The following is a 21,173-nucleotide window of genomic DNA, read 5'->3' on the forward strand; positions in this document are numbered from 1 at the left end:
ACGGAAAAAAGCCATGATTTCCGCCTGTCATGCAAGCCTATTCTTCATAGTCAAACAGATCGTCCCCGTCATTCGACGCACTCTGACCATTCAGGAAGAATTCCAGGAACGGACGGCCGTATTTACGGAATTTCACCTCACCGACCCCTTTGACATTCAGCATCTCATCCTCGCTCTGCGGGCAAACCACACTCATTTCGCGCAAGGTTGCGTCATTAAAAATGATGTAGGACGGCACATGCTCTTTGCTTGCCAGCTCACGCCGAATCAAACGCAGCTGCTCGAACACCGTCTCGTTGACGGCTGACGGCGAATAATCGCGGCGGCTGCCGCTTCGCTGGCTGCCTGCGGCTTTGGAAGGACGCGGAACGCGCTGCATCACTTCGCGCTGGCCTTTTAACACATCGGCGGCCTCGCTCTGCAGTTTCACGACAGGGTATTGGCCTTCCGTCAGCGCCAGGAACCCTTCCGAGATGAGCACATTGATCGTCTCGGATATCTCCTTCTCGGTCCGATTCGACATCACGCCATAGGTCGGAAGACGGTCAAAGCCGTACTCCAGCACTTTTTTCGCCCGAGAGCCCTTCAGCACGGAGGCGACCGTGGACACACCAAAGCGTTCGCGCATCCGGTGGATGCATGAGAAAATTTTCTGCGCATCCACCGTGATATCGACAAGTTCCCGGTCATCCGTGCAGGAGCTGCACGTACCGCAGGGCTTATCCTCATGCTCTTCCCCGAAATAATCCAGCATCGCGCTGCGCAGGCACCTTGTGGTGTAGCAGTAATCGATCATCTGCTGCAGCTTCCGGTAGTCGTTCTGCTTGCGCTCGCCCTCCTGGGGATTCTGTTCAATCAGGAATTTCTGGGTCATGATGTCCTGGGCGCTGAACAGCAGTATACACTGGCTGGGCTCGCCATCCCGTCCGGCACGACCTGCTTCCTGCACGTAGGACTCCATATTTTTCGGCATATTGTAATGAATGACATAACGGACGTTGGATTTATCGATCCCCATGCCAAATGCGTTCGTTGCTACAATAACGCGAATATCGTCATAGAGGAAGGCCTCTTGGCTCTCCGCTCGCTCCGCGTCACTCATGCCGGCATGGTATCGACCGGCTAGAAGCCCCTTAGCTTGAAGGCGCTGGCATAAATCATCGACCTCTTTGCGAGTGGCGGCATAGATGATTCCTGGCTGGTGGGTATGCGATGCCGCATAGTCCAGAACGAACTCCCGCTTGTTCTCACCGCGAAGCACCGACATCTCCAGATTGTCGCGTCCAAGGCCCGTCACGAACACCTGCGGCTGTTCCAGTCGAAGCAGACGCTGCATGTCTTCCATAACTTCTGGCGTGGCCGTGGCCGTAAAGGCCGCCACAATCGGACGGTTCGGGAGCCCTTTAACAAAAGGAGCCACCGAGAGATAGCTGGTCCGGAAATCATGCCCCCACTGGGATACGCAGTGAGCTTCATCGACAGCCACAATCGAAATGTCAAGACCTGCCATCTCCTCCCGGAACCAATCCAGTTCAAGCCGTTCCGGGGCGACATATAACAGCTTCAATTCTCCGCGCTTGGCCGCACGTATGCGATCGTTCACTTCCTTGCCGCTGAGCGTGCTGTTGATATAGGCAGCGGCCACACCCGCTGTCGTAAGGGCATCCACCTGATCCTTCATCAAGGAAATCAAAGGCGATACAACCAACGTGAGACCCGGACACAGGAGCGCCGGGATCTGATAACAGATCGATTTGCCTCCGCCCGTCGGCATAATCCCGAGCGTATCTTGACCCGCCAGTAGACTGCCGACGATTTTTTTCTGGCCCTCCCGAAAATCAGGATAGCCGTAATATTTCTGCAGATAATCCCGCGCTGTATCCATATTCATCGATTCTCTATCATTTGTTTCCACATTCATGGATAAAAACTCCTTAATTCTCCTTGGTTTTCCGTTTCGAAAAGCCTGTATCCTTTAAGTTTAACGGCCTTTCCATGAATGGGCAACCGAATCGTAGAAGGAAATTGCATTCGACGAAGAGAACTTCATAAATGTGGAAAAAGGCATGCTATCATGTAGAGCCCAAAAATTGAAGTTGGTGATCCTAATGAATGACGCACATACGGAAGCCGTAAATCAAACCATTCAATATATGAAGGAGCATCTGGACGAGCCCATGACGACCGAGCAGCTCGCCGATCTTGCGGGATACAGTCCCTACCATTTCTCCAGAGTATTCAAGCGAGTAACCGGCATATCGCTCAGGCAATACCTGTCCGCGCTCCGGGTTGAATCCGGCAAAATCGAGCTCCTTCAAAGTCCTTCCCTGCTCGTAAAAATCGGAATGCGCATCGGTTTGGCAAGTCCCGGCACCTTCAATACCCGCTTTAAGCAATTTGTCGGCCTGTCTCCAAAAAAGTTCCGCACCACCACGGAGTCTCTGCATCGTTATGTGAATCAATATGAGCACAAGCCATTAACCTGGGCAGAGGAAGAAAGACATGCTCTGCCCCGGATTCATTGCCGGATCGAAGCTCCGGAGGCGTTCCGCGGCATGATTTACGTTGGTCTGTTCCCAAGACCCGTGCCTGATCAGAAGCCCGTGTCCGGTACGGCGGTCAACCTCAAGAACCGGACCTGTACTTTAACCGGCATACCAACCGGAACGTATTATGTGCTGGCAGCGGGCATTCCCTGGAGCCTCAATCCCCGGGATTATTTTCTGCTGAGCAAATCCTTGCGCGGCAAGCGGGAGGAGCCTGTCCATATCGACGAAGAAACCGATCTGGCCGTAAACATCACCTTGCGCGAGCCTCTGCCCTACGACCCGCCGATTGTTGTTAATCTACCTCTGCTCTTGTTCGAGAAGGATCGGAAATAACAGCGCAAGGTAGAAGAATTTTTGAATCGCATGTCCCTTTATAATGGAATTGCTGGAAGCGTTATTAACGGAACAATGAGCACGATATGTTTGGAGGAATAGACATGACCATTATTCAAGAAACCATAATTCAGGCCGACGTGCAGCTCCTCTGGCGAGCATGGACGGAGTCTGCGAGGATAACCGAGTGGTTTGCGCCGGCTGCGGAAATTGAACCGAAGGCGGGCGGGAAATTCGAGCTTTATTTTAACCCCGCTAATCGTGAATCGATGTGCACCGCGGGCTGTACCATTTTGCAATATGATGAGCCGCATACCCTGGTTTTTGAGTGGAAAGGACCCGATCCCTTTGCGGAAACGATGAATCAGGGGGAATTAACTCAGGTCAAGGTGTCTTTTAGACCTGAACAGGACGGCGGCACGAGAATTACCTTAGAGCATACGGGCTGGAAGGATACCGAAGCGTCACTGCAAGCCCGGGAATGGCATGTGGATGCATGGAAGGGCATGCTCGCCAGCTTAAAATCCAGCATCGAATCCGGTGAAGGCATTCTATGCTGCCAGTAAGACAACCCATGGATTAGAGGAGAAGAGGAACTATGCCCAATCTTTGTGTTCTATCGATTAATGTAAGTGATATGGATCAAGCGACGCGATTTTATTGTGATATTCTGGGATTCGAAATTTCCAAGGTGTATAATGATCAGATCATCAGTTTGAAACATGAAGACGTTTCCCTTGTTCTGCAAAAATGCGACCGTCGTACGAAAACCGATTACCCGCATGAAGCTCAGGTTATTATCGGACTTGAGACGGCTGATGTAAGCGCGGCGATTGCGAACTACAAATCGCAGGGTGTAGAGGTCATCTTTGATACACCGCAGCCGTGCCCTCCCGGTCTATACAGCGCAATCCGGGACCCTTTTGGGAATGTAATTGAACTGCTGGAATTTACGGAGTAATCATGCCGTTTGAGAAGGACCATGGTATCGGCAATACGAAGTGAAGTCCATATACACGCTCAAAGGATATGCTGCATGTAGCAGGTGTCCTTCTCGTCTTGAGGTCAGCCGGGGATTACCGGTTGGCCTTTTTTGAGTTTTGAGTTTGGAGCAGCCGATACTTGTCTCTATCATCCTTGACCCTCTGTTAATGTTAAACCCGATCCGGGTAAGAACATATTAATGTTAATTCCGAAGGCGAGGCATGGGCAGATTAGGAATCGCTGGTTTCGGAAATAATAGGTACTCGAACTGATATATTAACGACACAAGGGGAAATTCATATGGATATGACACCAGAACAACGCGTTACCCTGCACGGGTTCAATAACCTAACGAAATCGCTCAGCTTTAATATGTACGATGTCTGCTATACGAAAACCCGGGAAGAACGAGAGGCGTACCTTGAATATATTGATGAGCAGTATAACGCGGATCGGCTAACAAAAATATTAAGCCATGTGGCCGAAATCATCGGAGCGCATGTCCTGAACATTGCCAAGCAGGATTATATCCCGCAAGGCGCCAGCGTAACGGTGCTTGTATCCGAGGGCCCTGTCGTAGAGGTTCCGGAGGAATCCTATGACGAATCGCCGGGGCCGCTGCCGGAGAATGTAAACCTTCAGCTCGACAAGAGCCATATTACCGTCCATACGTATCCGGAATTCCATCCCGATGAGGGAATCAGCACCTTCCGGGCCGATATCGACGTGTCAACCTGCGGGGAGATTTCACCCCTGAAAGCCCTAAATTACCTGATCCACTCCTTTGATACGGATATTATGACGATCGACTATAAAATTCGAGGCTTCACGCGGGATATTCACGGGCACAAGCTGTTTATCGACCATGAGATCAGCTCCATTCAAAACTACATTCCGGACGAGGCCAAGGAGCTGTTCGATATGATTGACGTTAACGTATACAAGGAGAACATCTTCCACACCAAGTGTAAGCTGAAGCAGTTTGATCTGGACAACTATCTGTTCGGTTACACGAAGGATAAGCTATCCGAAGCCGAGCAGCAGGAAATCACCGAGCGCATCAAACTGGAGATGGACGAAATTTATTACGGTAAAAACATGGACCGCAGTTACTGATGGTATGCACTCCGATACGCTGCCATCAAACGGATTTGATGCAGGAATATGCAAAAATCAGAAATCAGGCCGGGCTCATAGGAGCCCGGCCTGATTTGCAATTTCTATCGCTTCGTCCCGGTTGCGGACGCCCAGCTTGGCATACAAGGTTGAGGCATAATTCCGTACGGTCCCGTCTGAGAGATACAATCTCATCGCAATCGCCTTGTACCGCATGCCTTGGGAGAGATACTTCAGAATCTCCATCTCCCTTGGTGTCAGATCGTATAACTTCAGCGTTGGAGACAACGCCGTATCGGCTTCAATTACGGATGCAGCGCCACCCTCTTCCTTCATGAAATCGCCCGCTTCCCCATCGAAGAGTTTCGCCGAAATCGCCGGATTCATCAAAGTTCCGCCTCGATACACGGTGCGAATGTTCTCAGCAAGTTCACGCGGCTCCATCGACTTCAGTAAATAACCGTCCGCTCCGCCTCGCATCGCTTCGGCAGCTTTGGCCCTCTGCTCAAATGAAGTGAATATGATAACCTTCACTGACGGCCAACGTTGTTTGATCAATCGCGTCGCTGTAATCCCATCCATCACGGGCATTTCCAGATCCATCAGCACCAGATGGGGGTTAAGCTTCTCACACATGTCCAAGGCAAACTCCCCATGTTCCGCACGTCCTACCACTTCAAGGTCCTTCTCCGACTCCAGAATGATGCCGAGACTCTCCCTGATAAAAGGTTCATTATCCACCAATAAAATTCTGATGATTTCATCCGCAGGCTCCAAGATTCTAGGCAAGCTGCAGGTCACAACGGTTCCTTCGTCGGGAGTTGAATAAACCGTGACTTGGCCTTGAAGGCGATAGGCCCTTTCCTTCATGGCACTTAAACCGAAACCTTCCTGGACTTGCACGGTTCCACTGCCGTTATCCAGAATTTCAAGCCGGGTTTGCTGCAATTCGAATTGAAGCACGGCACCAATCCTCGTCGCATTACCGTGACGAACACTGTTGGTTAAAGACTCCTGGAGACAACGATAGAAGGTCATTTTCACCTGCCGGGATACCGGATACTCTTCACCAAGCACTCTAAATCCTGCTTTTACCCCGGTGTCGCGCTCAAAATCCTCCGTTACCTGTCTCAGTGACTGCACCAGGGGAAGCTGTTCTTGCGGTGAGTCCAGCTCATGCAAATACCCTCTGACCTCATCCAGGCTTCTCCGTGTCAGTTCCAGGAGATTGGACAGCTTACGCTGAGCTGCCGCATTGGTTTCCGTGGAACGCAGCGTTTCCAAGCCCATAATGACCGCCGTATACGTATGGCCCATCGTATCATGCAGCTCCTTGGACACGCGTTCCCGTTCTTCCAGCAGCGTGACCCGCTCGACCTGGGACAAATATTGCTCCAAAATCGTATTGTGTGTTCGAATGATTTCGTTCTGGCGATAGTTGGCCATTAACAGATGAAAGGCAAATCCTAACGCAAACGCAAAAGCGACATGCTCCATCATCAGCATCAAATCCGTTGATGGGGCGTACAGCTTGATCAGCATTGGAACCAAGATAGCCGCAAGGGGGCCTGTCCATCTGTATGTAGTTCCATAGCTGTTCGCTGCCATCAGAAAAGCCGGAATGATAAACGACAAGTAAGCCTCCGGGAATAAGAAAGTTAAATAAACGGCGATTCCCCCCGATAACAGGAACTCCGTTATCAAATATGCTTTATGGTTTAGAAGCAGACACAGCCAGGGTATCGAGAAAGCTGCCATTTCCCACATGACAACGAGCCATAACGATACGGTAAACTGGTTCCGGAGCTCCACAAACTTTATGATCAGGGAGATGCAGCCCATCATGCGAATAAAGAGCATGGCCCAGTCGTACCACTTCCATTGTTTCACTATATCAAACAAAGCTTTCACTCCCTGCAGTTCCTTGGCGGTTCCTTCCTAATATGACACGGCCCCCACAGTGTGTCTACCTCCAAACCGAAAACATCCACTGCGTGTACCTGCCGCTCCATCTCGCCGCTCCCTTAGCGGCCCATGACCCTGCATAAGTAAACAGAACGCCGACTCCCATCATAAGCAGGGATTTGGGCAAGGTATCGATGCGAATAGGCCCTACGTTGATATCCGCAAAAGAACTGATACATGGGGCCAATATCCATAGAATGGGAACGATAAAGAATATAACGGCACTGAACAAACTAACGATGCCAACGATAAACTTCAGCATGAGTACCGATACGGCTTTCCAATTTCGGATGTCCACCAGTTCCACCTTAGCCTGACTCCAGAAGGAGCCGGATGATGTTCTCTTCATGACAGGCTCGATCGTTATGTCCGTATAGAACTTCGTCTGGATCCGATCATAATTCATGAAGGTCCGGGACGTTCGCATAACAAAGGTAAGAATCGGTATCCCGATCAGGGTGAAACTCATGCCGAAGCCAAAAAAAAGACCCACAAGATAGTAACAAAAATAAAACACCCCGGTTCCAAAAGTCAGCATCAAAAAACAAAAGTTCAGCAGGTACTCCCTCAGCCATTTCCTCATAGATTTTAGACTCCTTTCAGGTCTTCATGACCTTGATATTCCTGTATCCTACTGTCCCCGTTGTCATGTGCAACAGTGTCAAAATGTCATATGACACTCCATATCAAAGAAATGACTGCCAGAATAAAGTATGGAGACGAGCCTTATCTAATCACTCACTGAAGGAGTATGATATCGATGAAATGGAACAATCACAAGTTGAGAACGGCATTGGTTCTTGTATCGACGGGAGCTTTAACGGCTGTCACAATAATGGGAAGTGGGCCTCTTATCCCCAGAGCCTCGGCACGGAAGTGGAGTCGTTGATCCGGACACCCGTATCCAAAAAGACGGGCCCCGTCCATTTCCGTTCCAAGCAGTTGCTGCTTCGTCAAGAGGCCTCTGCTCTGCTGGACAAGTCTTTTAACTACTACGCCCTTCCGCTAGCCTCGAAATAAATGAGGGAAGTGGAAAAGCCCTGCACCCCTCGGTGCAAGGCTTTTCATTTCTTCCCATGGCGCTTGTGTTGCCAAAGAAGTAACCGGATAACGGTGCTAAAATTGAACCGAAAATCCGTTGAATCGGTGAATGCCCGTTCCAAATCGGACAAGGTCTTTCTCCCGCAGCTCTTGAACCGCCTCTTTGACCACGACCAGCCATGCCGGATCCAGTCCAAGTGTATTGTGAGAACCATAAATGCGCTTTACACCATCGAGATTCGCGATCCGCTCCAGCGAGTTTACGAGATCCTGCGGACTTGTCGTCGGATAAAAAGCATATACCGGCGTCTCATCATACAATAAATCCCCTGTGAACAAGTACCCCCGGTGTACATCAAATACCGCGATATGTCCAGGCGAATGGCCCGGCGTGTGGTAAATAACCAGACTCCGCTCGCCAAGCTCGATGACATCTCGATCCCTTAGAATACCGGTCGGCTGCCCCTGGTAAGGGGTATAGGTTGCCGGATCGAAGGAAGCCGGTACCGGCCTCGTGATATCGCGCGAAATGTCCTTACGGATTTGTTCAATGGACAGCTTCTTAATCCCGCTGACGAGCCAGTCCTCCTCAGCCTCGTGCACATAAATCTCTCCGTACTGCCCGTGACTGCCGATATGATCCGCGTGAACATGCGTGGTTAGCACCACAACAGGTAAATCCGTCAGCTGATCGGTCATCCGCCTCATGTTGTCGATGCCAAGTCCCGTATCAATCAGTGCGGCACGCTCACTTCCGATCAACAGAAACGAATGCACCTTCTCCCAATGTCCGTATTCACTGATCGCGAACGTGGTCTCATCCAGCTGCGATACGGTAAACCATGCATCATCGATAACGACGTTATGTTGATAATTCTCCATATGTAATGACTCCCCCATCAAGGATTATCGAATGGTGATATCCTCCTGATCATCTTGAAATGCGATCAACGACATATAGTAATTTTTCTCTTCCGTGGACACGGGCGTATGGCCTGTTTCGGCCGTCTCCATCGTGAAGTGTTTATTCATGAGCTGCTTGAACTCATCTACAAAAGCATGGAAGCTCTCCTTTGTTGCATGAAAACGGTAGGTCCCTGCAATGTTTTTCCGATAGTGTTCGCTCGTGCTGTCCAAAGCAAAAGAAGAAGCCGGCGCGCTTTCGATTTTTGTCCGGGTAACATCGAGTGTCTCCATAAATACCTGTCTGGACGTTTCCACCAAATCCAGGCTCGGCAGCAAATGATCCTCCGGTATGAAACGGCTTGCGACGGCGCGATAGTATTTCTGCACGATACCGTTCTTCTCTTCCTTCCGGACCACGTGAATGATGCCGTGCTTCTCCAGCTCCTTCAGATGAAAGTAAATATTGTTCCGCGTAATGTCCAATACCTCGGCTAGCTGCTGTCCGGTGTAGGCATCTTTCACGAGATTCATCAGTATTTTGGTACGCAGGGGGTCGGCAATCGCTTTGAGCTGTTCATGCGTTTTAATTCTATAAACACCAGTCATTTTATCTTTAACACCTCCATACATTTTACCGGTAAAATTTATTTTACTGTACTTTGTGTTTCATCCTATCATGATCTTTATCCGTAGGTCAATCTTGCTGCCCCTACGATTTTTCGGCTATACCAGATTGGAGCCGATTGCGAGTCAACGATGATACCATTTTGGCAATACTGTTATAAAACGAAGGAAATCACGCAGAGATCCCGTCTTATACATTTAGCATGCTCCCCTTAAGCAGTTGAATTGTGATATATTATCCACAATCGTATGTACGACATTATGACGTTCAAAGGATGTGCCTCATGTTTGACCCGACAATATTTGAAAATTTAAAGGTTGGTATCGAAAACGCGGTCTATGATCTCGACAACCTCGATGAAATCATTCGTGTTACCGATCGGAAGGATCTTTTGGATATGGCCACGTTATCCCGAAGCTTCAACCTCCGGTTCGAGCTGGCAGCGTCATCCACAACTTCAGCCGAAATTTGCCTGGAGACCGGACTCCGGGATTTGGCCGCTGAGATCTTGGAAATTCCGGAAGGTCAGCCAGCCTGCGAGCTGAAGCTCCGCTTTTATAAACATATCTCTGATGCTTCCATAGCGTGTCCGGCTATTGCCCAGATCATAAAGGAGATATGGAATCCGGAGCTTCCTCCGCTGCAAACGATACGATACACCTACAGCGATCCGGTGCCGCTTCACAACACGATCGAGCTTCGCTTTCCCCGTAGGATCAACGAGGAACAGATGGGAGATATCCCGAATATCTTGGAGTTCATGCTTCGTACGCTGGGAGAATTAGACCCGATATAACTTAAAGATAACCGAGATTTCTCATAAAAAAAGCCTGCCCGCGATCATCGCGGACAGGCTTTTCAACTTATATTATATTAAGCAACAACCAACCGGATCCAGATATCCGAAGGATCTTGAACGGCCCAGACGCCATCGTGCTGCTCCAAGCGCAGTCCCGCCTCGCGGATACGGCCGGTTACCGCTTCAAGCTCCTCATGGCTCGGAAGCTCAATCGTATAATCTTCCATCCCCGCGGCGCTCCGTGGTGTGTTCGGTACACCGATTCCTGCCCACACATTGAGCCCGATATGGTGATGGTACCCTCCCGCAGATATAAACAACGCAGCTCCGCCATAATGGGCTGTCAGCTCAAACCCCAGAACATCGCAATAAAATACGCGGGCATCATGCAGGTTGGACACGTGGAAATGCACATGCCCGATAACCGTCTCTTCAGGGAGTCCATACCATTCCTTGTCCTTGGAGAGAGCCAGCAGTCCTTCTACATCGACAGGGTCGGTAGTCATCACATATTCCCCGTTGGCATCACGCTTCCAGGTATCCCTTGGTCGGTCGGCATAAATCTCGATGCCGTTTCCGTCCGGATCATTAATGTACAATGCTTCGCTGACCAGATGATCGCCTTGACCGACAGAAATGTTATGCGCGATCAGATTGGCAAGCGCAAGCCCGAGCGATTCCCGATTCGGAACCAGAATTGCAAAATGGTACAGACCTGCCGTCCGGGTCTGCGGTCTCACCAGATCTTGAATTTCCTCTATAATCAGCAGCGGCTGTTTGCCGTCTGCCGTCAATTCGGCAACACGGCCATGCTGGCGAAGCATTTTCAACCCGACGACTTCTGTATAAAAGCGTACAGATTGTGCCAGATTACTGATCCGCAGAGAGACCGGGCCAAGCTTTGTGGATGGATGTATAATAGCTGTCATATTCTCACTCCTTGAATGTTGTTGTTCGTTCATTCCATATATTCAGGTCAACGTCAGGTTTAACTTGTAATCAAATCAGTTACATCTTGCTTGTAATCATTATAGTTACAGGACATCCTTGTTGTCAAACCCAGTAATTTACAAGCGAATTGAAGAGTCACCAATGGTTAACCAAAGAAAACGCCCATCCTACATAAGGATTGAGCGTGTGATTTTGGCTTATTCACTTGATGTTCCATTCGCAGAGCTATAAATTTTCCGGACAATCTCTTCCAAATTCACCTCATGCAGCGTGTTCTCCATGGCCTTCTGGGCGGCAGAAAAAACCGGGACAATCGCCGTTTGAATATGTTTGCCAACAGGACATTTTTTGTCCGAATTCTCATGAATGCCAAACAAGGAATCCTCCTGCACGACATGTACGGCATGATAAATATCCAGCAGCGTAATCTCGGACGGATGCTTTGCCAGCTTCGCTCCCGCTACGCCAGGCTTAACCTCCACCAGGCCCGCTTTGCTCAGCATGCCTACGATACGCCGGATAACCACAGGATTCGTGTTCACACTCTCCGCGATATAATCTGAGGTGCTGACGCCAGCCTTATTCATCTCCAGCACGGAGAGAATATGAATGGCCACTGCAAATCGGCTGCTTATGTTCATGTGACCCCTCCTGACGAACCAAATCTTCAGATGACTATCATATCATGTAACCATCATAGTTACATTAACCCTTAAAGTCAACGGTGAAGCCGCCGCCTCTTAATCCAAAATCAGGCATTTGATATACAAATTTCAAATCTTTATGGGATATAATGTAATTTTATGTTGATTTTCCCGAGCTTTTCACTATAATTATCACAACACGTATTGGTAAAATCAACCTATTCAAACATAATCCAGGCATCCCTGCATGATCCAAAACATTCAAGGAGGAAATCCATGGATCCCAGCCAACATCGAAATGAAACGTATACTATCAGACGTCCTCGAAAGCCCAAACGCCGTCTCAAACTCAAAAAATGGATAGGAATATCCTTATCTATACTGATTCTCTTAGGCGGACTAGGCTATATTTTCAGAAAAGAATTGTCCTGGATAGCGTTTCAGGCTTTTTTCGCGAAAGATATCAAACATACACTGGACAAGTCCTACAAACCTGTTGGTCCTTCTGATTCGCCCGAGCCTATTGCGGAGGCAACGAAGCCATTCTCGGTTTTGCTTCTGGGCGTTGATCAACGAGAGGACGAGCCTGCCCGTTCCGATACCATCATCTTCTCTGTCATCCGACCTGACCTTAATAAAATATTACTTGTCTCCATTCCGAGAGATACCTACACCGAAGTCATCGGCAGGGGAGTCACCTCCCGAATCAACTCGGCTTACGCCCACGGCGGCGCGAAAATGGCCATGGATACGGTTGAGCATTTGTTTCAGCACCCTGTCGATTATTATGCAGCCATCAATTTCCACGGATTAACGGATATCGTCAATGCATTGGATGGGATTAAACTCCCCATCGATAAAGTCATCGAGAACAAGAGCGTCCGTCATATCAAATTGCGGATCGAGCCGAACAAGCCGATTTACGATGGCACAGATGCATTAAATTATGTCAGGTACCGGGAAGATTCGGATTTCAACCGCACCATGCGCCAGCGCATATTCCTCAGTTCCTTAATGGATCGGGTATTTGAATTGAAAAATATAACCAAAATCCCGGAGCTGATTCGTATCGGAGGCAGTAATCTCACGATGGACTTAAACTCCGATTTCATTCTCAAGCTGGCCGAAAACCTATTTTTTAATGACTCTCCACCGACATTTGAGAATTACATGCTAAAGGGAAAAGATCTAGTGATCCGCGGCGATTACTTCTATGATCCGGACGATTCGGACATCCGGTATATTCAAGAACTGCTTGCCAACTGGTCTGATGAAGAGACCAAGCTGGAAGATTTGATGATCCCAGCTGCGAAGTAAATCTGATCACACGAGGATGGATGAATCGCCTGACTAAGGTAAAGCTTGCTATGAAAAAATGCCGATCCATGATAAAAAAACCTCTCTTTCGCGTATCACGAAAGGGAGGCTTTTTAACGAATACCATCTGCTCCTTCTAGAACATCGGAAATACGTATTTGATAAGGAAATACAAAAATCCAAAGAAGATAATCAGATAAGCCACATACTTAATTAACGTAGATGCTACCCTGCTGGAGTCATTCCGCTCCTCGATATTGCGGGTCTCGATCTCCACGTCTCGGTCACGCTGCCTGCTCATAGTCTCCACCTCCATCCGATTCTTTAGTTGCAGATGATGGTTATTTCTTGACGCTTACTACTCTTTACACACACGTCTGGAGATTGAACCAAGCTTCAGGTCGGGAGATGGCAAGCCTAGAGAAAGCCGATCATGGCAGGCAGAACGATAAAGGAAGCCAGCGTGGTCCACAGTATGCACCTGGATACCAGCTTGGGCGCGGCATCGTATTGTTCAGCAAGGATTACCGCGTTCACGGCTGCTGGCATCGCCGACAAAATCAGGATGACCGCAAACAAGGTTCCCTCAATGGATAAAATCACGAGCAATCCCCAAGCCACCAATGGGCCCACCAGCATTCGCATCGCCATGCCCGACCAGAATCCGCGCTTGGAGACGGCAGAAGCTCCGCCATCCCGAACCCCGACCATCTGGGCTCCCAGTATGACTAGAGCGAGCGGCGCATAAGCCGCGGACAGCATGGTAACGCCGGTATTCAACCCTTCCGGAAGCTGGAAGTCCGTCAACCGGAAGAGCACGGCGAATGCCGCCGCGTAGACCGAGGGGAGCGTAAACACCGATTTGATCGCCTTTGCGGCCGAAAAATGAGATCTCGCTGCCAGGTACACCCCTAATGTATTCATAATGATAATCTGCACAATGACATACACAGAAGCTTTATCCAGCCCTGCTTGCCCGAAGGCAAGCAGGACGAGGGGAAGCCCGTAATTCACGCTGTTGGTAAAAATAGTGGTCAAGGCGAGCCCCGATTTCTCTGTCTGGGACAAGCCCAGCATTTTGCCGGCCAAGGCACTCAGCGCCCATAGCGCGATCACATTCAACAAACAAAACGCAACCGTTACCGTGACCTCATTCGAGGTAATCGAAGCCTTCTCCAGCGTTTCGAAGATCAGAGCCGGGCTCAGCACATATAAAGACAGGGCCGAAAGACCCTTGGTTTCAATGCCCTTGAATCGCTTGAGCAGTGCTCCGCCGATGACGGGCAGCGATATGGGTAGGAATACGCCATAAATCGTAGCTAAGAAAGAAGAGATCATGAGGTCCACCTTTATGCAAAGTAAAAATTCTTGGTCCGCCGCTGTTGTCTTTTCAACTAACATATCCCGTTGGTTGAGCCATAAATCATCGATTATTAGCACTTTGGAAAACTGGCGATCCTCTGACGGATTTACAATCGCCAGAATCTGATGATCCACCCGACCTTTTCGTCGATCTTTACCTTTACGTTGATCTTTACGTTGCTTCAAGTGATGGCTTCTTTGTCATAAGGTCGACGACAGCATCGGAAGCATGCCCCGGACCACGCCGTGCGCACAGGGGACAGCGCGCTCGGTGCGTGAGCACAGGGGGCGCCGCGCTCGGTGCGTGAGCACAGGGGGCGCCGCGAACGGTGTACAGTCATTAGTGCGGCTCCGTGCGGACCGTGATTCCGCTATTTGCAAACAAAGGTACTAAAATTAAGATTAAGCGGACACTCGTTCCGCTATTGCCGGCATATCACCGAAAAAAACAGGAAAAAGCCGAGAATAACGGATTCTGTGTCCGCAAAGCATTAAATTTGGCACTATTGTTGGCAAATAGCGGACCTCCTGTCCGCATCTCTCCGCGCATATTGCACATCATCAGCGCACATTGCCTTCATTAGTGCATATCTCACATCATCCGTGCATATTGCACATCATCAGCGCACATTGCCATCATTAGTGCTTATTGCCATCATTAGTGCATATTGCCATCATTAGTGCATACTGCCATCATTAGTGCATATTGCCATCAACAGTGCATATCGCACATCATCCGTGCATATTGCACATCATCAGCGCGTATTGCACGCCATCCGTGCATATTGCACATCATCCGTGCATATCGCCATCATTAGTGCATATTGCACATCATCAGCGCATATCTCACATCATCCGTGCATATTACACATCATCAGCACATATCGCACATCTTTCAGCGCATATTGCACATCATCCGTGCATATCGCCATCATTAGTGCATATTGCACATTATCAGCGCATATCTCACATCATCCGTGCATATTACACATCATCAGCACATATTGCCATCATCCGTGCATATTGCACATCATCAGCGCATATCGCCCATCGATTGTCCGATGTTTATATTATTGAATCGGTATTGTCATTTCCCCCTCTTTCGGGAAAATGGCGATATTTATAGGTGACAAAGAGCGGCGGTGATCCGGATTCAAGACCGGGAATTCGGTTACGTTCAGCATTATTGTTTGCCATCAACTAACTTCGTCTCCGTATCTTCCCTAAAAATAATGTACCTGGATCATTCTCTCTACATCCTAACCCATACCTCAAGCATTCGTCCAAGATTCAAAGACTATAGGTTTAATAGGCTTAGGCTCTCATTATGCCATCTTCCTGATGACAAACGACACCGTGGTTCCTCTGCCCCTTGTGCTGTCAATCATGAGTCCTTGCCCATAGACTTGCTTCAAACGCCGATCCGTGTTCATAAGGCCGACTCCTTTGCCGGTACGCTGCCCACTCCCCAGCATCAAGCGGAGCTTCTCGGGATCCATCCCGGCACCATCATCCGCAATAATGACTTTGGCGGATTCAGCTTCACTTACGATGCGAATCGTTACGGTCCCTCCCTGGGTTCGAGCCAATACCCCGTGAACGACAGCATTCTCCACAATCGTCTGCATGGTCAAAGGGGGAAGCTTCCACTGCTGAACAGCGACTTCCTCGGAAATATGCCAACGGACACGCAGGCGTTCCCCAAACCGCTCCCCTTCGATATACAGATATGAGCGAACCAAGCCAAGCTCCTGCTCCAGCGGGATAAAACGCTCCAAGTTGCTGATATCATAGCTGGCTCTCAGATAGTGGCTGAATTCTCCAATCAGCGCAACCATCCGAGAAGGGTCAATCTCACTAAGAGACGCAATCGAATTTAAAGTATTGTGCAGAAAATGCGGCTGAATTTGAGCCTGGAGCCAAGCCGCCTCCATATGCAGCCTTTCCTTAATGGAGCGCTTCAGCTCCAGCAGCGCGCGTACCCTTGTTTTTAATTCCAGATGATCCACCGGTTTTATCAAATAATCGTTAGCTCCGGAAATAAAGCCCATATGAATATCTTCAGGGCGATTTCTTGCAGTCAGCAACAGAATTGGAAGCTCCGATATCATATACCTCTGCCGAATCGTCCTGGACAATTCATACCCTGACATTTGGGGCATCATCACATCAGATATGATGAGATCCCATTCTCCCTGCTCCAATAAATGAAGGGCTTCCTGAGCCCGGGTAACGGTCACGATCTGATACCCTTCGTTTTCAAGCAAATGACGGATAACGTTTAGGTTAACCGGATCGTCATCTACGATGAGCAGCCTGCCATCGGTTTGACGAGAACGCTTCTTAGCCTCGGATTCGGCATCATCCTGTTCGTGCTTATCTGACATGTTAGATAGCCTCTCCTTCTCTTTCTCTGAATTTGTAGCCAAGGAGCCGGCAATAAACTCCTGTTTATCCGTATTCTCCTGCCTCATCATATCGTCCACTTTCAGCGTAAACGTAAAGGAACTTCCCTGCGCCGGAGCGGATGACACGGAGAGTTCCCCGCCATGCAGCTCAACCAGCTGCTTGCAAATGCTGAGTCCAAGCCCCAAGCCGCCTCCCGCTGAGGCAAAGCTGGAGTCTCCCTGCTCGTAAGGAAGGAATATCCGCCTTACTGTCTCTTCGTCCATCCCCATCCCCGTATCAAGAACGTGGACGCAGGCCCTTCCATTAACAACATCGGCAGTCACCGCGATTCGGCCTGGCTCCGTATATTTGATTGCATTGTGAATCAGATTGAATAAAATCTGAACCAACCGGCTTTCATCTGCCCATACCTTGGGAAAGGAATCCTCGATCTCGCATACGAGCTCGATTCGCTTGCCCTCCGCCATCGGACGGAGCATATCCAGCGCGCCTTGTGCAGCCGAACCGAGATGGATGCTCTGTACATCCAGCCGGATCCGCTTGTCCTTCAATAACGAAACATCCAGCAAGTCATCCAACAGCAGCGACATCCGCTTACCAATGCCGGTAATCAGCTCCAGGTGATTGCGATCCTCTTGCTGAAGTGTACTCCCTTTGCGTTCCAGCAGCGTTTGCGCCATATTAATCATGCCATGCAGCGGATTTCGCAGTTCATGGGACGTATTTGCCAGAAATTCATCCTTTTTCTTGTCTGCCCGCTGCAGCTCCTCTGCCTGTTCCCTCAGCACCACAGTGTTTCGGGCAAACCGGATAAACCAGAAGGAAGCAAATCCGAGAAACGCAACGATCAGGTCAATCGGATAATAAGGCAGTTCCTTAAAATACCGAAACCTTAAAATTCCGCTTACGATAATGTTGCAGGAAACCGCAACCGCCGACAGCAAGATAAATATGGCCGCTTCCGTCCGCTCGCTGACCGCCTTCCTGGCAATCGAAGGCAGGAACAGCACGGAGCTTATTAATACCAATGATAAATAAGTAGAGAGATGTACCATCAGATGAAACGGAAGCAGCAAATAAGCGACGGCATACGAAACCACAAAGATTGTATAGGCCCGGTAAAATCCTTCTTTGATTCTCGGCCGGAGTAAATGCTTGGTGCACAGAATCAAACATAAGGATATAGCCACATAAGCAACAACCTTAAGCTTCACTGACCATTCGAAACGGATAGCAGGCTGCCAAACGAGCAGGAGCTTATCGTCGTCAACCAGCGTAGCCAGCAGCGTAAACAGTATAAGGGCCGCAAAATATTAGAGGCCTTTGCTCCGATAGCCGATCAGATACAAAATTAAGACATACATAACATGAAGAAATAGCACTACGCAGACCAGCAGCTGCATGTTCTCCGAGAACGCTTTTCCCTTCATCACCGCTTCTGCAGTCCCGAATTTGATTGGCAACCTAATCCCGCCTGAATCGGCATATTGGTAATTGCTTACTTCCAGGATAATATCCAGCTCGTCTCCGTCAGCCGGGGGGATGAGTTCGATATGGGGAACGATTCTTGCCACATGGGTCTTTGGCGTATCGGAGGGATGTCCGGATTCGTACAATAACTCGCCATTGACATACAAACGATAGGCTGTACGGATATCGGTGATCCAGAGGCCGTAAGTTACGTTACGTTCCGGTACGAGCAGCTTGAGACGATAAGTGCCGAAGCCCATTTGGGACCCGTACTCGTTTACGCCTTCCCATGGACCGGGAGCCTTTATCCAGCGCGGATCGGCGACAGGCTTCCGCTCCCCTTGAGACCATCTATCCGGGCCCATCCATTGATTCGGATAAAAGGTCCACTCCCCGTTCAGCGCGACCGTATTGCGGTCATCCGCCCGCCAATCCCGAAGATCCAGCACTCCTTGCTGAAACGGAACTTCCTCAGGGATCATGATGATTTTAAAATAAGCCAACCGCACAGAGAGTAAAATAACAATAAACAGAAAAGTAATCCCCAGCAGCCTTCTGCTGGAGATCGGTTTCGATTTCGAGTTTGAGTTCGAGTTGGAATAGGTCGACAATAATAACAGTCCTTTTAACATATTGTAAAAAATCAACACCCCTACACAACTGTCCATTATTTTACATCGTTACGGAGCTGTTGTCTGTTCCTTTTCCATAAGTCCAATAACATAAGCGGGCCGGGTCAGGCCGCTATACAAACGATAATGTCTTGCCTGGACGCTGCAGCGGCTGGTACGGACATAATTCCGCAGCGGATACATACTTCACCGTATAGTAAGAGTAGAATCTTTTTCTACCGGATGCTTCATAGATCCACGAAAAAAAGTCAAAAATCGAATCATCCACCCATTTTCCGTTGTACTCAATCAACGACCGCAAATAAGGAATTTGGAGTTTCACTCCCCCGTCCCACATAAAGATAAATGTGTTAACCTCGGCATTTTTTTGCAACAAAAAATGAACGGTACGCTCATCCAGCAAATACTTTTCCTGACCACACAGAAATACCGGACCCTCATCCGTAGCAACGATGCCAATCCGCTTGCCGTTGAAGTGAGCATAGAAGCCTCTGCAATGCTGGAGGTCCTTCTCCGCATCAAGCTCGAACTCCCGGAACGTTCCAAGCTCCAATCCCATGGCCTTATGCAGCGAAGATTCCTTAAATTTCCGAATGAATTTCATAACCGAATCATGTACCTCCCGATTGTTATGGTTCACTCCACAGTATAGGAGACCGTCCTCTACAATTTCTGAACAACACCGGGGGAACCATAAAATCAGGCAAGAATATACCAAAAAATCACCGGTCGAACAACCGGTGATTTCATCTCGAATGCGTCTTTGGCTATCTCATCTATTTCATATTGGCGGCTTGAATTCCATTGCTCCATTCGTCGTACCATTTCACAATGTAAGGGCTTGGCTCCTCGCCCATCTCATCTTCTAACACCTGACACAGAAGACTGAATAGACGGTGCACCTGGGCCGGATTATCCTGCACAGCATATATTTTCATCAATGAAAAATAGGCCTTCTCCTCCAGGGGATGCTGCCTCTGGATCGAGAAGTAGCATAATATGGCTTCATCGATGCGTTCCTGATCCACATACCATTCCGCCATGGATAAAGAAACGCTAAGCCACAGCTCCTTCAGCCTTTGACGCTCTCCTTCTGCCCACCAGTAGTCATATTCCTGCAGGTAGTCCCCTGTGTACAACTTCATCATTTCAATATGTCGCTCAATCGATTCAGCCGAAACGGAGGTGTTTGACATAAACCAATTCTCCCACTCCTCAATGTCCAGCTGCACGCCTTCCATATTCAGCACATAGCCTTCCGTCGTGTTGGTGATTTGGAATCGGGTATCATAAGGCTCCAATGTTTTTCGAATATGATAAATGGCCGTGTACAGCTGGGGATAGGCTTTATCCATATCAAACTCCGGCCATAACATATCGATCAAAGCCGACTTTCGTACAAGCTGTCCTCTATGCTGAAGCAAATAAATGAAGATCTCCTGAGCCCGGGTTGTCCGCCAATGAAGCAGAGCAAATTGCCCCTGCTCATTCGGCTGCTCGATCATAACCTGGCGGAACATTGTCATCCGAAGGTTGCGATTGGAATCCATGACCTCTTCCGGCCTGGACGCAATGCGGCTTCGCAAACGCTCCATCGTTTTGGCGACTCGATCAATCTGGACAGGTTTAACAATATAGTCTACGGCATTCAATTCAAAGGCAGTGACTGCATATTCGTGATACCCCGTCACAAATACAATACAAAGATGAGGCTTCTGCTCAAGCAGCTGCTCTGCCAGCTCAATGCCGTTTAATTCCGGCAAGCTGATATCCAAAAATACGATATCGACGTCCCTTGCGAGAATTTCTTTTCGTCCTTCAAAGGGATTCGTATATGTACCGATTACCTCTATAGACATGGTATCCAGTTTTAACAGCTGACGTTCTAAATACTTCAAGGCCAACGGTTCGTCATCTACGAGAATTACCTTCATTCATATTACTCCTTGGATTGGAAAAATACGGTCACATTTAACTATATTGATTCCTTCGCATTGTTGCAACAAGCGAAAGCAATGTTTATAACAATATACTCGTTATTTTTTCTCTTGAAAAACTCATAATTCCAAG

Annotated in this window: 20 protein-coding genes; 7 read left to right on the forward strand and 13 right to left on the reverse strand. The window is 48.8% G+C overall.

The window, feature by feature from the left end:
- Nucleotides 1-37: 37 nt before the first annotated feature.
- Nucleotides 38-1,921, reverse strand: coding sequence for a DNA helicase RecQ (recQ, locus tag AC0VZ8_RS27230; RefSeq protein WP_475485043.1), 1,884 nt, complete (start codon nucleotides 1,919-1,921; stop codon nucleotides 38-40).
- Nucleotides 1,922-2,108: 187 nt separating this feature from the next.
- On the opposite strand from recQ, the gene AC0VZ8_RS27235 reads away from it, so the two are divergent.
- The 4 genes from AC0VZ8_RS27235 (at nucleotide 2,109) to speD (ending at nucleotide 4,982) form a co-directional block, all read left to right on the forward strand.
- Nucleotides 2,109-2,882 carry an AraC family transcriptional regulator gene (locus AC0VZ8_RS27235; protein WP_475485044.1) on the forward strand — a complete coding sequence of 258 codons (774 nt, stop codon included), beginning with the start codon at nucleotides 2,109-2,111 and terminating at the stop codon, nucleotides 2,880-2,882.
- A 104-nt stretch (nucleotides 2,883-2,986) separates the two neighbouring features.
- A complete protein-coding gene (locus AC0VZ8_RS27240; RefSeq protein WP_475485045.1) occupies nucleotides 2,987-3,448 on the forward strand; it encodes an SRPBCC family protein in 462 nt (153 codons plus the stop codon).
- Between the two features lie 32 nt (nucleotides 3,449-3,480).
- Complete coding sequence (locus AC0VZ8_RS27245) at nucleotides 3,481-3,843, forward strand: VOC family protein (RefSeq protein WP_475485046.1); 363 nt, start codon at nucleotides 3,481-3,483, stop codon at nucleotides 3,841-3,843.
- Nucleotides 3,844-4,166: 323 nt separating this feature from the next.
- Nucleotides 4,167-4,982, forward strand: coding sequence for an adenosylmethionine decarboxylase (gene speD / locus AC0VZ8_RS27250; RefSeq protein WP_260069356.1), 816 nt, complete (start codon nucleotides 4,167-4,169; stop codon nucleotides 4,980-4,982).
- A gap of 75 nt (nucleotides 4,983-5,057) precedes the next feature.
- Here speD and AC0VZ8_RS27255 read toward each other — a convergent pair whose 3' ends face one another.
- Nucleotides 5,058-6,893: a response regulator gene (locus tag AC0VZ8_RS27255; protein ID WP_475485047.1), complete on the reverse strand. Its 1,836-nt coding sequence runs from the start codon at nucleotides 6,891-6,893 to the stop codon at nucleotides 5,058-5,060.
- Between the two features lie 55 nt (nucleotides 6,894-6,948).
- Nucleotides 6,949-7,530, reverse strand: a complete 582-nt coding sequence (locus AC0VZ8_RS27260) for a sensor domain-containing protein (RefSeq protein WP_475485048.1) — start codon at nucleotides 7,528-7,530, stop codon at nucleotides 6,949-6,951.
- Nucleotides 7,531-7,712: 182 nt separating this feature from the next.
- Between AC0VZ8_RS27260 and AC0VZ8_RS27265 the strand changes: the two genes are divergently transcribed.
- The gene (locus tag AC0VZ8_RS27265; RefSeq protein WP_475487806.1) at nucleotides 7,713-7,967 is read left to right on the forward strand and encodes a hypothetical protein; all 255 of its coding nucleotides are present in this window, start codon (nucleotides 7,713-7,715) and stop codon (nucleotides 7,965-7,967) included.
- Nucleotides 7,968-8,063: 96 nt separating this feature from the next.
- Here the strand turns inward: AC0VZ8_RS27265 and AC0VZ8_RS27270 are convergent, their stop codons facing one another.
- Together AC0VZ8_RS27270 and AC0VZ8_RS27275 are read right to left on the reverse strand one after the other, a co-directional pair.
- Nucleotides 8,064-8,870 carry an MBL fold metallo-hydrolase gene (locus tag AC0VZ8_RS27270; RefSeq protein WP_475485049.1) on the reverse strand — a complete coding sequence of 269 codons (807 nt, stop codon included), beginning with the start codon at nucleotides 8,868-8,870 and terminating at the stop codon, nucleotides 8,064-8,066.
- A 24-nt stretch (nucleotides 8,871-8,894) separates the two neighbouring features.
- Nucleotides 8,895-9,500 (reverse strand): helix-turn-helix domain-containing protein, encoded by a 606-nt coding sequence (locus AC0VZ8_RS27275; protein WP_475485050.1) that lies wholly within the window; start codon nucleotides 9,498-9,500, stop codon nucleotides 8,895-8,897.
- A gap of 302 nt (nucleotides 9,501-9,802) precedes the next feature.
- Here AC0VZ8_RS27275 and AC0VZ8_RS27280 point away from each other — a divergent pair, with 302 nt between their 5' ends.
- Nucleotides 9,803-10,315, forward strand: a complete 513-nt coding sequence (locus AC0VZ8_RS27280; protein WP_475485051.1) for a hypothetical protein — start codon at nucleotides 9,803-9,805, stop codon at nucleotides 10,313-10,315.
- Nucleotides 10,316-10,392: 77 nt separating this feature from the next.
- On the opposite strand, the gene AC0VZ8_RS27285 is transcribed toward AC0VZ8_RS27280, so the two are convergent.
- Together AC0VZ8_RS27285 and AC0VZ8_RS27290 are read right to left on the reverse strand one after the other, a co-directional pair.
- Nucleotides 10,393-11,247 (reverse strand): VOC family protein, encoded by an 855-nt coding sequence (locus AC0VZ8_RS27285; protein ID WP_475485052.1) that lies wholly within the window; start codon nucleotides 11,245-11,247, stop codon nucleotides 10,393-10,395.
- Nucleotides 11,248-11,466: 219 nt separating this feature from the next.
- Nucleotides 11,467-11,910, reverse strand: coding sequence for an Rrf2 family transcriptional regulator (locus AC0VZ8_RS27290; RefSeq protein WP_475485053.1), 444 nt, complete (start codon nucleotides 11,908-11,910; stop codon nucleotides 11,467-11,469).
- A 279-nt stretch (nucleotides 11,911-12,189) separates the two neighbouring features.
- Between AC0VZ8_RS27290 and AC0VZ8_RS27295 the strand changes: the two genes are divergently transcribed.
- Nucleotides 12,190-13,230, forward strand: a complete 1,041-nt coding sequence (locus tag AC0VZ8_RS27295) for an LCP family protein (protein WP_475485054.1) — start codon at nucleotides 12,190-12,192, stop codon at nucleotides 13,228-13,230.
- 136 nt (nucleotides 13,231-13,366) lie between these two features.
- Here AC0VZ8_RS27295 and AC0VZ8_RS27300 read toward each other — a convergent pair whose 3' ends face one another.
- From AC0VZ8_RS27300 to AC0VZ8_RS27325, 6 genes are all read right to left on the reverse strand, one after another.
- On the reverse strand, nucleotides 13,367-13,531 hold the full coding sequence (locus AC0VZ8_RS27300) for a hypothetical protein (protein WP_164817510.1): 165 nt from the start codon (nucleotides 13,529-13,531) through the stop codon (nucleotides 13,367-13,369).
- A 116-nt stretch (nucleotides 13,532-13,647) separates the two neighbouring features.
- Nucleotides 13,648-14,568: an AEC family transporter gene (locus tag AC0VZ8_RS27305; protein WP_475487773.1), complete on the reverse strand. Its 921-nt coding sequence runs from the start codon at nucleotides 14,566-14,568 to the stop codon at nucleotides 13,648-13,650.
- 1,349 nt (nucleotides 14,569-15,917) lie between these two features.
- Nucleotides 15,918-18,191: an ATP-binding protein gene (locus AC0VZ8_RS27310; RefSeq protein WP_475485055.1), complete on the reverse strand. Its 2,274-nt coding sequence runs from the start codon at nucleotides 18,189-18,191 to the stop codon at nucleotides 15,918-15,920.
- A gap of 123 nt (nucleotides 18,192-18,314) precedes the next feature.
- A complete protein-coding gene (locus tag AC0VZ8_RS27315; RefSeq protein ID WP_475485056.1) occupies nucleotides 18,315-19,103 on the reverse strand; it encodes a hypothetical protein in 789 nt (262 codons plus the stop codon).
- 112 nt (nucleotides 19,104-19,215) lie between these two features.
- On the reverse strand, nucleotides 19,216-19,707 hold the full coding sequence (locus AC0VZ8_RS27320; protein ID WP_071222647.1) for a hypothetical protein: 492 nt from the start codon (nucleotides 19,705-19,707) through the stop codon (nucleotides 19,216-19,218).
- A gap of 172 nt (nucleotides 19,708-19,879) precedes the next feature.
- Nucleotides 19,880-21,037: a response regulator gene (locus AC0VZ8_RS27325; RefSeq protein WP_475485057.1), complete on the reverse strand. Its 1,158-nt coding sequence runs from the start codon at nucleotides 21,035-21,037 to the stop codon at nucleotides 19,880-19,882.
- Nucleotides 21,038-21,173 lie beyond the last annotated feature (136 nt).

The sequence above is a fragment of the Paenibacillus sp. QJM3NY_38 genome, from assembly GCF_056173265.1.

Excerpts from the sequence above, each read along its gene's own strand:
- recQ (WP_475485043.1), bottom strand. The coding sequence starts at position 1,921 with ATGAATGTGGAAACAAATGATAGAGAATCGATGAATATGGATACAGCG.
- AC0VZ8_RS27235 (WP_475485044.1), top strand. The coding sequence starts at position 2,109 with ATGAATGACGCACATACGGAAGCCGTAAATCAAACCATTCAATATATG.
- AC0VZ8_RS27240 (WP_475485045.1), top strand. The coding sequence starts at position 2,987 with ATGACCATTATTCAAGAAACCATAATTCAGGCCGACGTGCAGCTCCTC.
- AC0VZ8_RS27245 (WP_475485046.1), top strand. The coding sequence starts at position 3,481 with ATGCCCAATCTTTGTGTTCTATCGATTAATGTAAGTGATATGGATCAA.
- speD (WP_260069356.1), top strand. The coding sequence starts at position 4,167 with ATGGATATGACACCAGAACAACGCGTTACCCTGCACGGGTTCAATAAC.
- AC0VZ8_RS27260 (WP_475485048.1), bottom strand. The coding sequence starts at position 7,530 with ATGAGGAAATGGCTGAGGGAGTACCTGCTGAACTTTTGTTTTTTGATG.
- AC0VZ8_RS27265 (WP_475487806.1), top strand. The coding sequence starts at position 7,713 with ATGGAACAATCACAAGTTGAGAACGGCATTGGTTCTTGTATCGACGGG.
- AC0VZ8_RS27270 (WP_475485049.1), bottom strand. The coding sequence starts at position 8,870 with ATGGAGAATTATCAACATAACGTCGTTATCGATGATGCATGGTTTACC.
- AC0VZ8_RS27275 (WP_475485050.1), bottom strand. The coding sequence starts at position 9,500 with ATGACTGGTGTTTATAGAATTAAAACGCATGAACAGCTCAAAGCGATT.
- AC0VZ8_RS27280 (WP_475485051.1), top strand. The coding sequence starts at position 9,803 with ATGTTTGACCCGACAATATTTGAAAATTTAAAGGTTGGTATCGAAAAC.
- AC0VZ8_RS27285 (WP_475485052.1), bottom strand. The coding sequence starts at position 11,247 with ATGACAGCTATTATACATCCATCCACAAAGCTTGGCCCGGTCTCTCTG.
- AC0VZ8_RS27290 (WP_475485053.1), bottom strand. The coding sequence starts at position 11,910 with ATGAACATAAGCAGCCGATTTGCAGTGGCCATTCATATTCTCTCCGTG.
- AC0VZ8_RS27295 (WP_475485054.1), top strand. The coding sequence starts at position 12,190 with ATGGATCCCAGCCAACATCGAAATGAAACGTATACTATCAGACGTCCT.
- AC0VZ8_RS27300 (WP_164817510.1), bottom strand. The coding sequence starts at position 13,531 with ATGAGCAGGCAGCGTGACCGAGACGTGGAGATCGAGACCCGCAATATC.
- AC0VZ8_RS27305 (WP_475487773.1), bottom strand. The coding sequence starts at position 14,568 with ATGATCTCTTCTTTCTTAGCTACGATTTATGGCGTATTCCTACCCATA.
- AC0VZ8_RS27315 (WP_475485056.1), bottom strand. The coding sequence starts at position 19,103 with ATGTTAAAAGGACTGTTATTATTGTCGACCTATTCCAACTCGAACTCA.
- AC0VZ8_RS27320 (WP_071222647.1), bottom strand. The coding sequence starts at position 19,707 with ATGAAATTCATTCGGAAATTTAAGGAATCTTCGCTGCATAAGGCCATG.
- AC0VZ8_RS27325 (WP_475485057.1), bottom strand. The coding sequence starts at position 21,037 with ATGAAGGTAATTCTCGTAGATGACGAACCGTTGGCCTTGAAGTATTTA.